The sequence below is a fragment of the Rhodococcus sp. AW25M09 genome, assembly GCF_000333955.1.
Lineage (GTDB): Bacteria > Actinomycetota > Actinomycetes > Mycobacteriales > Mycobacteriaceae > Rhodococcoides.
Genome location: NZ_CAPS01000055.1, coordinates 17,524 through 30,095, shown reverse-complemented (window position 1 = coordinate 30,095; position 12,572 = coordinate 17,524). Strand labels below are relative to the sequence as shown.

The following is a 12,572-nucleotide window of genomic DNA, read 5'->3' as shown; positions in this document are numbered from 1 at the left end:
TCGAGCGGCCGGCGCCGACGCGCATATATCCCGACACCTCGGGGTACTTGCGCACTATGTCATTGCTGAGCCGCACGGTGGACACCATCCTCGACAGAACTGTCGTTCCCGGATACTCCCGAATCGGTGCCACGGTGCGTCGGCGCTTCTGGGCCGCCGATCCGGCACCCTTTCCCTCCCCCATCGACGTGGTGGTGACCGGCGCGTCGTCGGGATTGGGCGCGGCGACGGCGAAAGAACTCGCCCGGCTCGGAGCGCGAGTGCATCTGGTCGGCAGGTCCGCCGAGCGACTCGAGTCCGCCGTCGCTGCCATCCGAGCCGAGGTGCCCGACGCCTCCCTGGTGGTGCGTGAGTGCGATGTCAGCAATCTCGATTCCGTGGCGGCATTGATCGCAGCGCTGGCCTCGGAACTCACGTCGGTGCACGCTCTGGTGCACTGCGCCGGGGTCATGCCGGAGGAGCGAACGATGTCCGCTCAGGGACACGAATCCGCTTTCGCCACCCATGTTCTCGGGCCGGTCGCGTTGACGGTGGGACTGCGAGAACTGTTCGATGCCGGATCACGGGTCGTCTTCGTCTCGAGCGGCGGCATGTATGCGGTGCCGATGCAGAACTCGGACTTCGAGTACGAGAGCGGCCGGTACTCCGGCATGACGGCGTACGCCAGGACCAAGCGCATGCAGGTGGTGCTGGCCGAGCAACTGGCCGAACACTTTTCGCAAGAAGACGACCCGGTGGTGCACAGCATGCACCCGGGTTGGGCAGCCACTCCCGGCGTCACCGGTTCGATGCCGATGTTCGGTTCGGTGCTGAGACCGATTCTGCGCAGCGCCGACGACGGTGCCGACACCATCGTCTGGCTCGTGGCAGCCGACCCCGCGTTGACCAGCACCGGCACGTTCTGGCACGACCGAGCTCCGCGGCCGACGCATTACCCGTCCTGGCGTGGAGATTCCCCTCGGGTGCGAGATGCACTGTGGGCCAGCGTGGTCGAGGCGACGGGGATCGAGATCTGAGCGCTGCACCCGCTGTCGGCCAGGCAGCCAGAACAGTCGGTTCAGCCGCGGAGGTGCAGGTCGCAGCAACAGTCGAGGCATGTCGCTCGTCGAACAGTTGTCGAAATCTCTCCCCGCGGAGGTACGAGACGACAATCGCCAACATCTCCCACGCCGGCGACGGAATCCTGAATCCTGAATCCTGGGAAAGTCTTTACGTCCTGATCGCTTATCAGTGGCAGGCGTCGGAATTGTTCCGGCCCTAGTTTTCCGTCCGCAGATTGCTGTTGTGCAGCGCAGTCACCAGCACACTCGGTAAGCCGTTCACCAGCAGAAGAACCGCCACCACGACGCCCATGGCCAGCCACGGCTCGGTCAACCAGAAATGATTGCCGAGCTGTAGCGCACCGACGATACTCAGCATCCATCCAGCGGACTGAGCGCTTCGGGCACGCTGGACAGGCCTGACCGGATACGAGCCGTTCACGGTGGGCAACCTACGGCCGTAGTTCTCACGCGACGCGATTCGAGCTGCCACGACGTGGAGCAGCACAGCAAGCGCGATGACACACACTGCAAGCACCATGTGTCCGTCACCCTCTTCCCAATCGGTTCATGTCCTCCCAGGTTCCCAGGCCGAGTATCAATAAGCCAGCGACCCGGCACCGGGCCGTCCAGTGCGACCCGGGCCTGTCGGCCAAAAAATCAGACAAACCTTTCCGAACCTTGTTTCTCCAGCGCAACCACAGCAGCCACCAGGATCAGTACGGCGCTAGCGATACCCGGCAACCTGGTCGGATCCGGGGCGTACAGGAAAAAGAGCGCATCTTTCAGTTGAAAGATCGCCGCCGGCACCAAAATGAGTGCCCGCGTTCGACGCATCCGGCCGTTCGCGAAGAGAATCTCACAGATCGAACCAACCAGGACCAACGCAACAAGCGGCGGACCTCGGTGCCATTGCAGAAAAACATCCCAACGGCTGTCGCCCTGAAAGTTGTAGCCTGCGAAGAGGACGGATGCAGCGGAGACAAGCGCACAGAGAACCCAACTGATCGGACGTCGAAAAATCTGACGGATTCTGTTCAACAGCGCTTCCTCTGAGCATGAACAGCAACAACCACGAAATCCAAGAGTGCAGGGCTCGCTACTCTCATCACGCTGAACTTGTCGCCACAATCTACATTCAACGCCGCATCCGGAGTCCCGGAGGTAGGCCACCGGACCGGATCGGACCTTCTCCAAGTCTGTGGAAATTGCTGCAGGATTCGAAGACAGCAATTCCGCCGTTCGAATAATCGAATCCGCCCTGCCTCTTCCTGCGCATTCCGGATTGGAAGTGAACAACACCGGACTTGCACGCGCAGTCGATTCCTCGAGTCGACTGAACAGGCGTTGCGCGCGCCGGACTACGTAACCACTAACCACAGCACGACGCCCCCGACGTTCCAAAACTCACCGGGATTTTTCTGCGCCGCGACGAAGACATCCTCTGCCTCCGCACCGGCGAGTCGACCAATTTCTCCTGCCGGCGGATTCGGGACGAGGAAGTCGGAAGGATCCGGACCGGGCCATACGGGTACGTCGGCGGGCCGTACATTGGTGTCGACGTGAGCCGGTTGAGTGACCGTGACCCGGTCGGGGACTGGATCACGCGTCCCGTCCGAGGTGACGTCTTCGGTCGGCGAAGCGTGGACAGCGGCCGGGGCGTTCGTCCGCTCGACGGCGTCAGTTCCCACGGCACCGCACCCCGCCGCGGTGGAACAAATGAGAATCGCACACGCAACGGGCATCGATGACTGACGAACCCGCATACCAATTTCCCTCCGTCGACCGGAAACTGCACCATCCCATAAAGCGCGCTACCCAAGGACATCTTCGACAAATACGAGAGCGCCGAGAAATCCAGCCTGCCGCAGCATGGCAGTCCTGGACGAAGCGGCAACGTGAAATTCCCAGCCACAGCGCTGCACCTACGCAGTCGAAACCTCGGCCAACGGGGACTGTCCGTCTGCCATGCTGAACATATGGGTGCTGAGAGTTTTCGAGGCGACGGACCGATACACGCAATCCCGGGCGGCCCGGACGATCCAGCATTCGTCGTACGAATGCTGGCCGACCGGATTGAAGTGCTCACGGTCCTCGTCGCCGCCGTTGACCGCTGGGGCGAGCTCATGCAGACGATAAGCGAATCCGACGATGATGCGGACGCACAACAAGCGGTCGCTGATTTACTCGGTGTCAGCATTACAGACGCACAGCACGCGTTGTCCTTGCAGATCTGGCGGTTCACGAAATCGCAACGCGACAAGATTCGTGCCGAACTGGCCGAATGCGTCTCGAGCCAACGCCTGGCCCAAGCCAGACTCTGAGCCGCACCCGGCATCCGCCCGTCGTACACCGCCGCTGGACTATCGCCGAAACCTCCCCATGGTTTCGTGCCCCAGAAGCCGTCACACTGAGCCGGTGAAGATCACCGATGCACAGCGGCGACACCGGCTCGTCGCGCAGCACTTCTCACGCGCCTCGACCACCGACGCGGTGGTGTCGTCATTGCTCGCACTGCATGCCACCGACCCGGCGACGGTGTACCTCTCTGTTCTGGCGCGCGCTCGATCACTAGGACTGTCCGATGTTCGCGACGCGATGTACGAGCGTCGAAGCCTGGTCCGCCTGATGGCGATGCGTCGCACGATGTTCGTCGTCGCTCACGACGACGTTCCGATGATCCACTCTGCAGCGAGCCTCGGGGTCGCGCGCACCATGCGGGCGCGCTTGGTCAAACAGGTCTCGACACTACCGACCGAACCGGTGATCGACGATGTCGAATCCTGGCTTGCAGCAACGGAAAAAGATACGGAGGCGGCGCTGCGCTCGATGGGCACGGCGACCGGGGCCGAGCTCTCGTCCACTGTCCCCGGCCTCAAGACCGCGCTGCTGCCGACCACCGACAAGGTCTACGACGTCAAGCGATACGTCACCTCCGAGGTGCTGGTGATGATGGCCGCCGAAGGAAAGTTGGTACGCGTGGAGCCGCGGGGAGCATGGACTTCTCGGCGGCATGCATGGGCACCGATCGATCACTGGTGGCCGGACGGAATTCCCTATCTCGACGAAACCGAGGCACGAGCCGAACTTGCCCGACGCTGGCTCGAGGTATTCGGTCCGGCGACTCTCGACGACCTGCAATGGTGGACGGGCTGGAACAAGACACAGACTCGTGGGGCAGTCTCCGGCCTGGACACCGTGACGGTCGAACTGACCGAGGGTGATGGAATCATGCTGCCCGGCACTACCTTCGACAAGCCTGCTGGCACCAGCGTCATGCTGCTGCCCGCGCTCGATCCCACACCGATGGGATGGAAGCACCGCGCCTGGTATCTCGGTGAGCACAAGGCCCCGCTGTTCGACACCTTCGGCAACATCGGTCCGACCATCTGGTCCGGCGGCCGCATCGTCGGCGGCTGGGCGGTGACTGGATCCGGCGAGGTGGTCACCGAATTGCTCGAGGACGTCGGATCGACGGTGTCGAAAGCCGTTGCAGCAGAGTCCGAACGCCTCACCGCCCTGCTCGACGGTACCGCTGTGGTTCCGTCGTTCCCGACGCCGTTGGAGAAAAGACTGCGCGGCAAAGGGTAGTCATTTGCCCACAGATTGTTCAGATGCCCACCCTCACAGGTAGGCATCTGAACAATCCGTGGGCAAACGGTTGCGTCAGAAGCGGTAGCGTCCTTCGGCCCAGGCGCGGGCAGCAGGGGGCGTCACCTCGTCGACGGGCTCGCCGTCGCGGAAGTAGCTGGTGTGCAGAATCCGGCCGGCTTCCACTTCTTCCTGCCAGGCCTGAGTGGGGCCTTCACCGAACCAGAGCCACGGGGTGATGTCGTCCATGATCACGACCGTGTCCGGTGCGGCGAGCGCTCGCAGATCGTCGAGGTCCGCGCGAGCACCCTCCACCGAATGGTCACCGTCGACGAAGATGACATCGAATCGTTTGTCCGGATGTTCCTTCGCATATGCGGCGATGGTGGTGTGCGAATCGCCTTGGATCAGGGTGTGACGGCCCGGAAAGTGCTCGTCGATATGGGCTTTCGCAGCATCACTGTAGGCGTAAGCGGCGAGGTCGAAGGAGACGACGGTCGTATCGGGCGATGCTTCGAGAAATGCCCAACTCGAGAAACCGGCATTGAACCCGACCTCACAGATCAGCTTCGTACTCGACCGGGCCGCAAGCGAGGACAGATATCTTTGCTCCGCCTCATCGGCTCCACGCTCGAAAGGTTCACCGGCGGTGGCCGTCTGGTTCACCAACGTTTCGAGTTCCTGCAGACCCATCTACGTTCTCCTATCGTCTGATTCGGAGCGTAGCCAATATCGATGTGAGCCGCAGACGACCACGCTCACCGGTGGAGCTACCGATAGACGTCCCGTCGATGAGCAATTGCGATCACTCGCACGACAACTCGGTCTTCGTAGATCTGATACACGATGCGGAACTCGCCTCGTCGAGCCGAGAATTTGCCCTCGAGTCGGTCACGCAGCTGCTTCCAAGCTCACGGCTCGAGCCCCGCGGCCAGCGTCGGCCAGCTCTTGGCAAGCTGGTCGGCCCAGTACGGCCACGAGTGCGTACCCGGGCTGCCCAGATCGAACGTGGCCGGGATGTTCAGCTCTACGAGCCTGTCACGCAGCAGGCCCGTGCAGAAATCGGTGCCCACTTCGATCGCCCCGCCGATCACCAGCGTGTCGAGGTCTTCGAGCGTCTCGTACCGCTCGTGCGGACCGGGGAGGCCACTGGCTGAAAAGAGGTAGATGGACATTCCGCGCAGCGCTTCTGCGTTCACCAGCAGGTCGTGGGCGGCCCAGCCCGCGTTGAGGGGCCCACCGAGCATATTGTTCGCGTTGCCGCCGTAGGCGGCGACGATGCTTCGCATGAGGGTTTGCCCGACTATGCCCTCGGACAGAAAGCACCCGCTGTACGCCGCGACGGCCGAGTACTTGTCCGGGTTCCGGGCGGCCAGCATCATCGCCGACTGTGCGCCCATCGACAGGCCCGCCACACCGTCACTGCCGTTGCCCTCGAACTCCGCGTCGATCAACGGCGGAAGCTCCTGCGTCAGGAAAGTTTCGAAGCGGTAGCGGCCGAGGCGGGGGTCGTCGTTCTCCCAGTCGGCGTAGAAGCTCGCTGGACCGGCAAGCGGGAGAACCACGTTGACGTTCTTGTCACGGAAGAACTCCGCCGCGTTGCCCTTGCGAAGCCAGATGCTGCTCGACGGTTCGTTCTCACCGGATCCGCTGAGCATGTACAGCGTCGGGCGCGGGCCTCTACGCTCCGCGGGGGTCAGAACCTGCACCTCGATGGTCCGATCCATGCTCGGCGAGTACACCGACAGCAACGTCAGCGTCGGGCCGGTATCGATTCGGTTCTCGATCCGCGCCGGCCGGCTCGGTGCAGGATTTTCGGTGTCGATGTCTTGAGCAGCGGCGGGCACGCCCGCTACGAAGGTGAGCAGAACTGCGATCCCCACCAGAACCGGCCGCACGCCGAACATAGAACCCCCACTGCCCGCGGCGCTGTGCGACCGCTGTTGTCGAGGCAGTCTTGCACGAAGGAAGGGAGAGAATCGGACCAATCGTCAGCAACTTGTGAAAAATCCGGGATTCAGACTGTTTTGTTCCGCACCGATCGGAATAGTTCAGTATTTACCGGGGCCGCGAGCTGCCAGTGGGCTGCCACCAAGTGATGTGCCCGGGTGACCTAGTGATGTCGCGCGTCAGGCTAGACGTTGAAGCGGAACTCCACCACATCGCCATCGGACATGATGTATTCCTTGCCCTCGATGCGCACCTTGCCTGCCGCCTTGGCCGAGGCCATCGAACCTGCGGCGATCAGGTCGTCGAAGGAGACGATTTCGGCCTTGATGAAGCCGCGCTCGAAGTCGGTGTGAATGACGCCTGCCGCCTGGGGCGCGGTAGCACCCTGCGAAATCGTCCACGCTCGAGCCTCTTTCGGGCCCGCGGTGAGGTAGGTCTGCAAACCGAGGGTGTGGAAGCCGGCGCGAGCCAACGCGTCGAGACCGGGCTCGGTCTGTCCGACGGATTCGAGCAGCTCGGCTGCCGATTCCTTGTCGAGTTCGAGCAACTCGGACTCGATCTTCGCGTCGAGGAACACCGCATCGGCGGGGGCAACCAGACGAGCGAGCTCGCCGATCTTCGCGTCGTCGGTCAGCACCGACTCGTCGGCGTTGAAGACGTACAGGAAGGGCTTGGTGGTGAGCAGCTGGAATTCACCGAGCAGCTCGAAGTCCAGCTTCGCCTTCGCCGAGAACAGCGTCTTGCCCTCGTTCAGCACGGCTTGCGCGGCCAATGCCGCGTCGAGCGCAGGCTTGCGATCCTTCTTGATCCGCACCTCTTTTTCGAGTCGCGGGATGGCCTTCTCGAGGGTCTGCAGATCGGCGATCGCGAGTTCGGTTTCGATGACCTCGATATCGGCGTTGGGGTCGACGCGACCGTCGACGTGCACCACGTCGTCGTCGGCGAAGACGCGCACGACCTGACAGATGGCGTCGGCCTCACGAATGTTGGCGAGGAACTTGTTGCCCAGGCCTGCGCCCTCGGACGCACCCTTGACGATGCCGGCGATGTCGACGAACGACACCAGCGCAGGCACCAGCTTCTCCGAACCGAACACCCCGGCCAACTTCTCGAGCCGGGGATCCGGCAGCGCGACCACACCGACGTTGGGCTCGATGGTGGCGAACGGATAGTTCGCGGCCAGCACATCGTTGTTGGTCAGTGCGTTGAAGAGGGTGGACTTGCCGACATTGGGCAGTCCGACGATTCCGAGGGTGAGGCTCACGGTCTATGGAGTCTACTTTGAGGACACCGCCAGCTCGGACAGTGCCCGGGCAGCGTCGATTCCGTGCACCCCGAGCGGCGTGAGAATCACGTGATCCGACCGAGTTCACCGGTCACGAGGTGATCGCCGAACTCGGGTCCCAGCTCGCCAGGATCGGCAGGACTTTCGCGGTACTCGACCCTTCCTCGACCGTGTAGACGATCAGACTCTGATCCGGCTCGCTCGGCGAGGCCAGAATCTCGATGTCGAACTGGAGGGTACCCGCCGCCGGGTGCTGAATTATCTTGGTTGCACCCGCGAATTCGCCCACCTCCTGGCCACTCCACCACTGCTCGAAACAAGGCTCGGCCGAACGTAATTCGTCGATCAATGCTTGGAGGGTAGGGTCCCCCGGTCGACGAGCGAGATCGCGGCGCAGCCCGGCGACCGAGGCCGCCGCGAACTGCGACCAATTGACGATTCGCTCGCGGGCGATGGGATTGCGGAACAGGTAGTGGAACAGCGAGTGCCCGGCGGACGACGGCAGACTCAGCACGGATCGAACCAGCGAGTTGCTGGCCAGGATGACCCCGCTGCGCCCGAGCAGAATCACCGGAACATGATCGAGCGCCTTCATCACCTGAAGCAGCCCCGGATTCGGCTGCTGGGGCGCATCGCTCACGGGCCCGGCCGGGGAGGCGAGATCGAGCAGATGCGCTGACTCCACCTCGTCCAACTTCAAGGCCCGGGCGATTGCCCGCAGTACCTCTGGCGACACATTCGCCTGCCGACCCTGCTCGAGTTTGCTGTAGTAATCCGGACTCACTCCGGCCAGCACCGCCAGCTCTTCTCGCCGCAGCCCCGGCACCCGCCTGGCACCGGGATACGTACGCAACCCGGCGTCGATCGGAGTGATTCGGTCGCGCCGGTCACGCAAAAAGGCGCTGAGGGCCGACCTGTCATTGCTCATGATGTCAACATAGCGACATCGGCGACCACGAGCCTGGTCATGACAGACCTAGGTTGACCGACGCCTGGCTCGCCGGCGGCAGCACACATAGACATGACGTCATGACTTCTTCTACATCACAGCAACTCATCGGACGGACCGCCGTCGTCACCGGATCGAGCAGCGGAATCGGCGCGGCAATAGGAACGACCCTCGCCGCGCACGGAGCGTCGGTGATCATCAGCGGCCGGGACGCCGCACGTGGAGCCGCAGTGGTCGATCGAATCACCGCCGACGGTGGGATGGCAACGTTCGTATCGGTGGACCTCTGCAGCAGCTACCAGGACATCCGCGACTTCGCGAGGGCTGCCAACGTCGCACTCGGTGGTCGCGTGGACATTCTCGTCAACAACGCCGGCATCTATCCGGCCACCGCCACCGCAGACCTTCCCGATGATCAGCTCGACGCGATGCTTGCCGTCAACGTCCGAGCTCCGCACGTGCTCGTGGGCGAACTGGCACCCTCTATGGCCGAGCGCGGCAGCGGAGTCATCGTGAACATCGGTTCGTGGATGGCCGCTATGGGGAGCCCCTTCGCAGCGATGTACTCCGCCACCAAGGCCGCCGACGAGCAGCTCGTTCGCAGTTGGGCCGCCGAGTTCGGCCCACGTGGTGTTCGAGTGAACGCTCTCGCGCCCGGCGCGACGCTGACGCCGGGCAACGAGGATGCTCGTTCGGTGTTGGACTCCATGACAGCAGGAACGCCGGCAGGAAAGGTGCTCTCCCCGCAGAACATCGCCGACGGCGTGCTGTTCCTGGTGTCCGACAGCGCAGCGATGGTGCACGGAACGACGCTGTACGTGGACGGCGGCATCGCGGTCACCCGCGGGTGACCGCTGAGCCGCCGATCACGAGTTCGCGATGACCAGTGCGATGAAGGCGATATAGAGCGCGATGAACACCGCGAAGACTCCGAGCGAGAGCTTTCCGAAGAATCCGGCGCGATTCGACGAATAGTGCGCGCCCTGCGCATCACCCATCAGCCACAGCGGGTGCACCTTCAGCGCATGGTTGAACGCCGGAATGGCCAACGGCCAGAAGAAGATGACGGCCACGACGGCCCACCCTGCATTGGAGGCCGGCAGGGTGGGTGCCTGTGCATAGGGCTGCGCTGCTGGATACGGCTGAGACGCTGGCTGCTCGTACGGATACGACATGAAGATTTCCCCCGATGGTTCGATGACGGACAGCTAGTAGGACGCCGCACCGTGACATCTGGTTCCATCTGCGGAGAGTTCAGCTCACACCAGTTCGGCCGTGGCTGCCGCAAGAGCGACGATGGCATCCCAATCTTGTGCTGCGACAGCTGCGGCCGGAGTGAGCCACGAACCGCCGACGCAGCCGACGTTCGGCAGCGCCAGGTAGGTCGACGCGTTTGCGGTGGAGATGCCACCCGTCGGGCAGAATCGCGCGGCGGGGATCGGCGAATGGATCGACTTCAAGAAATTCGCACCGCCCGACGCCTCGGCCGGAAAGAACTTGAGCTCGGTGTAGCCGGCCTCGAGGAGCGCGAGTACCTCGGACACCGTTGCAGCACCGGGCAGATGCGGTAACCCGGTGTCTCGCATGGCCTTCGTCAGGGACGGTGTGCAACCGGGCGAGACCAGGAACTGAGCACCCGCATCGGCGGCCTGTTTCGCCTGGCCGGGGGTGACGATAGTGCCTGCACCGACCAGGATCTCGGGGACCTCCGCCGCGATGTGCTCGATGGCATCGAGCGCCACCGGGGTGCGCAGGGTCAGCTCGATGACGGGTACTCCGCCGGCCACCAGGGCACGGGCGATGGGCACGGCGTGCTCGAGGTCCTCGATGACGACGACGGGGATGACGGGTACGCGGTCGAGCAGGGATGCAGTCACGTTCTTACCTTCTTCTGGAGTTACAGGGACTCAGCGCATCACGAACATTGCGCCTTCGTCGGCCGGGCCGACGAGCGCACGCATTCCGGAGAACAGATCGCGTCCGGTACTGGACCATTCGTCGGCGTCCAACACTCGACCGGTCACCGGCCGTGCCTCGAACTCGGCGAGCGGAACGTCGATCGACAATGTGCCACCGACGGAATCGAGAGTGATCATGTCACCGTCGAGGATTTTCGCAATCGGTCCACCGCTCGCAGCCTCAGGTGTGAGATGGATCGCCGCAGCGACTTTTCCGGAAGCACCGGACATCCGGCCGTCCGTGATCAGCGCGACCGAACGGCCTTTGTCCTGCAGGATTCCGAGGGCCGGGGTGAGCTTGTGCAACTCTGGCATACCGTTGGCCTGTGGGCCCTGGTAGCGCAGGACGGCGACGAAATCGCTGTCGAGCAGGCCCGCGTCGAATGCCTCGAGGAAGTCCGCCTGGTCGTCGAACACACGTGCCGGTCCGGTGACCACCCGATGTTCGGGGGCCAGTGCGGAGGTCTTGATGACGCACTTTCCGATCGGCCCGGTCAGCATCTTCAGTCCGCCGTCAGCACTGAACGGCTCGGTTGCTCCACGTAACACGCTGTTGTCGTGGCTGATTCGAGTGCCGTCCTGCCACATCACACCGTCACCGTCGAGCTTGGGTTCCTGCGTGTAGCGCGTGAGGCCCTTGCCTGCGATGGTCGTGACGTCCTCGTGTATCAGCCCGGCGTCGAGCAGAGAACCGATGACGAACCCGAGGCCACCTGCTGCATGGAAGTGATTGACGTCGGCTTTGCCGTTCGGGTAGATCCTGGCCATCAGTGGCACGACGGCCGACAAGTCCGACAGATCCTGCCAGGTCAGCGTGATTCCGGCGGCCTTCGCGATGGCGACGAGGTGCATCGTGTGATTGGTGGAACCACCGGTGGCCAGCAGTGCGACGCAGCCGTTGACGATCGACTTCTCGTCGACGACCTCCCCCACCGGGGTGTAATTGTCGCCGAGCGAGGTCAGACCGGTGACGACGTGGGCGGCCTCACGAGTCAACGCGTCGCGCATTGCAGTTCCGGGATTGACGAACGACGAGCCGGGCAGATGTAGGCCCATGACCTCCATGAGCAGCTGATTGGAATTGGCCGTTCCGAAGAACGTGCACGTGCCACTGCCGTGATACGACGCGGCCTCGGCGTCCAGTAGCGCTTCCCGGCCCACCTTGCCCTCGGCGTAGAGCTGTCGGGCTTTTGCCTTCTCCCCGTTGGGAAGTCCGGACGTCATCGGACCGGCGGGCACGAACACCGCGGGTAGATGGCCGAAACTCAGTGCGCCGATGAGCATTCCGGGAACGATCTTGTCGCACACGCCGAGCATCAGGGTGGCGTCGAACATGTCGTGAGACAGCGCAATTGCCGTCGACATCGCGATGATGTCGCGACTGAAGAGCGAGAGCTGCATGCCGTCGCGGCCCTGGGTGATGCCGTCGCACATGGCGGGCACGCCACCGGCGAACTGTGCGATGCCACCGGCGTCGATGACGGACCTCTTCAGCACTGCGGGGTAGGTCTCGAACGGCTTGTGCGCCGAAAGCATGTCGTTGTACGCCGACACGATGGCGATGTTGGGCTTGACCATGCCGCGCAGTGCCTGCTTGTCGGCCTTGCCGGAGGCCGCGAAGCCATGGGCGATGTTGGCGCACGCGAGGCGGCCGCGGGCGGGACCGCGATCCCCTGCGGCTGCGATTCGGGCGAGGTACTTGGTGCGATCGAACTGGCTACGGTCTGCGATGCGGTCGGTGACCTGACGCAGGACCGGATGAAGTGTGTCCATGAGCATCTCCGATGTTCGGTCTCTCG

Annotated in this window: 14 protein-coding genes; 4 read left to right on the top strand and 10 right to left on the bottom strand. The window is 63.4% G+C overall.

Annotation, left to right across the window (positions count from 1 at the left end):
• The first annotated feature begins 56 nt into the window (after positions 1-56).
• Positions 57-1,016: an SDR family NAD(P)-dependent oxidoreductase gene (locus RHODMAR_RS10365; protein ID WP_008714171.1), complete on the top strand. Its 960-nt coding sequence runs from the start codon at positions 57-59 to the stop codon at positions 1,014-1,016.
• A gap of 241 nt (positions 1,017-1,257) precedes the next feature.
• Here the strand turns inward: RHODMAR_RS10365 and RHODMAR_RS10360 are convergent, their stop codons facing one another.
• Together RHODMAR_RS10360 and RHODMAR_RS28225 are read right to left on the bottom strand one after the other, a co-directional pair.
• Complete coding sequence (locus tag RHODMAR_RS10360) at positions 1,258-1,581, bottom strand: hypothetical protein (RefSeq protein ID WP_008714170.1); 324 nt, start codon at positions 1,579-1,581, stop codon at positions 1,258-1,260.
• 119 nt (positions 1,582-1,700) lie between these two features.
• A complete protein-coding gene (locus tag RHODMAR_RS28225; RefSeq protein ID WP_008714168.1) occupies positions 1,701-2,081 on the bottom strand; it encodes a hypothetical protein in 381 nt (126 codons plus the stop codon).
• 938 nt (positions 2,082-3,019) lie between these two features.
• Between RHODMAR_RS28225 and RHODMAR_RS10350 the strand changes: the two genes are divergently transcribed.
• Positions 3,020-3,364, top strand: a complete 345-nt coding sequence (locus RHODMAR_RS10350) for a hypothetical protein (RefSeq protein ID WP_042938685.1) — start codon at positions 3,020-3,022, stop codon at positions 3,362-3,364.
• Between the two features lie 94 nt (positions 3,365-3,458).
• Positions 3,459-4,631 carry a winged helix DNA-binding domain-containing protein gene (locus RHODMAR_RS10345; RefSeq protein WP_008714163.1) on the top strand — a complete coding sequence of 391 codons (1,173 nt, stop codon included), beginning with the start codon at positions 3,459-3,461 and terminating at the stop codon, positions 4,629-4,631.
• 75 nt (positions 4,632-4,706) lie between these two features.
• Here RHODMAR_RS10345 and RHODMAR_RS10340 read toward each other — a convergent pair whose 3' ends face one another.
• From RHODMAR_RS10340 to RHODMAR_RS10325, 5 genes are all read right to left on the bottom strand, one after another.
• The gene (locus RHODMAR_RS10340; protein WP_008714161.1) at positions 4,707-5,324 is read right to left on the bottom strand and encodes a class I SAM-dependent methyltransferase; all 618 of its coding nucleotides are present in this window, start codon (positions 5,322-5,324) and stop codon (positions 4,707-4,709) included.
• A gap of 77 nt (positions 5,325-5,401) precedes the next feature.
• Positions 5,402-5,530, bottom strand: a complete 129-nt coding sequence (locus RHODMAR_RS29400) for a type II toxin-antitoxin system RelE family toxin (protein WP_157226055.1) — start codon at positions 5,528-5,530, stop codon at positions 5,402-5,404.
• Between the two features lie 12 nt (positions 5,531-5,542).
• Positions 5,543-6,538, bottom strand: coding sequence for an alpha/beta hydrolase (locus RHODMAR_RS10335; RefSeq protein WP_008714160.1), 996 nt, complete (start codon positions 6,536-6,538; stop codon positions 5,543-5,545).
• Between the two features lie 227 nt (positions 6,539-6,765).
• On the bottom strand, positions 6,766-7,845 hold the full coding sequence (gene ychF / locus RHODMAR_RS10330; RefSeq protein WP_008714157.1) for a redox-regulated ATPase YchF: 1,080 nt from the start codon (positions 7,843-7,845) through the stop codon (positions 6,766-6,768).
• 112 nt (positions 7,846-7,957) lie between these two features.
• Entirely contained in the window at positions 7,958-8,794 is an 837-nt protein-coding gene (locus RHODMAR_RS10325) for a helix-turn-helix transcriptional regulator (protein ID WP_008714155.1), read from the bottom strand.
• Between the two features lie 101 nt (positions 8,795-8,895).
• On the opposite strand from RHODMAR_RS10325, the gene RHODMAR_RS10320 reads away from it, so the two are divergent.
• Positions 8,896-9,666, top strand: a complete 771-nt coding sequence (locus RHODMAR_RS10320; protein WP_008714153.1) for an SDR family NAD(P)-dependent oxidoreductase — start codon at positions 8,896-8,898, stop codon at positions 9,664-9,666.
• A gap of 15 nt (positions 9,667-9,681) precedes the next feature.
• Here RHODMAR_RS10320 and RHODMAR_RS10315 read toward each other — a convergent pair whose 3' ends face one another.
• The 3 genes from RHODMAR_RS10315 to edd form a co-directional block, all read right to left on the bottom strand.
• A complete protein-coding gene (locus tag RHODMAR_RS10315; protein WP_008714150.1) occupies positions 9,682-9,990 on the bottom strand; it encodes a CD225/dispanin family protein in 309 nt (102 codons plus the stop codon).
• Between the two features lie 84 nt (positions 9,991-10,074).
• On the bottom strand, positions 10,075-10,692 hold the full coding sequence (gene eda / locus RHODMAR_RS10310; protein ID WP_008714148.1) for a bifunctional 4-hydroxy-2-oxoglutarate aldolase/2-dehydro-3-deoxy-phosphogluconate aldolase: 618 nt from the start codon (positions 10,690-10,692) through the stop codon (positions 10,075-10,077).
• Between the two features lie 30 nt (positions 10,693-10,722).
• Entirely contained in the window at positions 10,723-12,546 is a 1,824-nt protein-coding gene (edd, locus tag RHODMAR_RS10305; RefSeq protein ID WP_008714146.1) for a phosphogluconate dehydratase, read from the bottom strand.
• Positions 12,547-12,572 lie beyond the last annotated feature (26 nt).

What these genes read in the sequence shown, in the direction of transcription:
- RHODMAR_RS10315 (WP_008714150.1), bottom strand. Translation starts at nt 9,990, where the DNA reads ATGTCGTATCCGTACGAGCAGCCAGCGTCTCAGCCGTATCCAGCAGCG.
- RHODMAR_RS10335 (WP_008714160.1), bottom strand. Translation starts at nt 6,538, where the DNA reads ATGTTCGGCGTGCGGCCGGTTCTGGTGGGGATCGCAGTTCTGCTCACC.
- RHODMAR_RS10350 (WP_042938685.1), top strand. Translation starts at nt 3,020, where the DNA reads ATGGGTGCTGAGAGTTTTCGAGGCGACGGACCGATACACGCAATCCCG.
- RHODMAR_RS10325 (WP_008714155.1), bottom strand. Translation starts at nt 8,794, where the DNA reads ATGAGCAATGACAGGTCGGCCCTCAGCGCCTTTTTGCGTGACCGGCGC.
- edd (WP_008714146.1), bottom strand. Translation starts at nt 12,546, where the DNA reads ATGGACACACTTCATCCGGTCCTGCGTCAGGTCACCGACCGCATCGCA.
- RHODMAR_RS10365 (WP_008714171.1), top strand. Translation starts at nt 57, where the DNA reads ATGTCATTGCTGAGCCGCACGGTGGACACCATCCTCGACAGAACTGTC.
- RHODMAR_RS10340 (WP_008714161.1), bottom strand. Translation starts at nt 5,324, where the DNA reads ATGGGTCTGCAGGAACTCGAAACGTTGGTGAACCAGACGGCCACCGCC.
- RHODMAR_RS10360 (WP_008714170.1), bottom strand. Translation starts at nt 1,581, where the DNA reads ATGGTGCTTGCAGTGTGTGTCATCGCGCTTGCTGTGCTGCTCCACGTC.
- RHODMAR_RS10320 (WP_008714153.1), top strand. Translation starts at nt 8,896, where the DNA reads ATGACTTCTTCTACATCACAGCAACTCATCGGACGGACCGCCGTCGTC.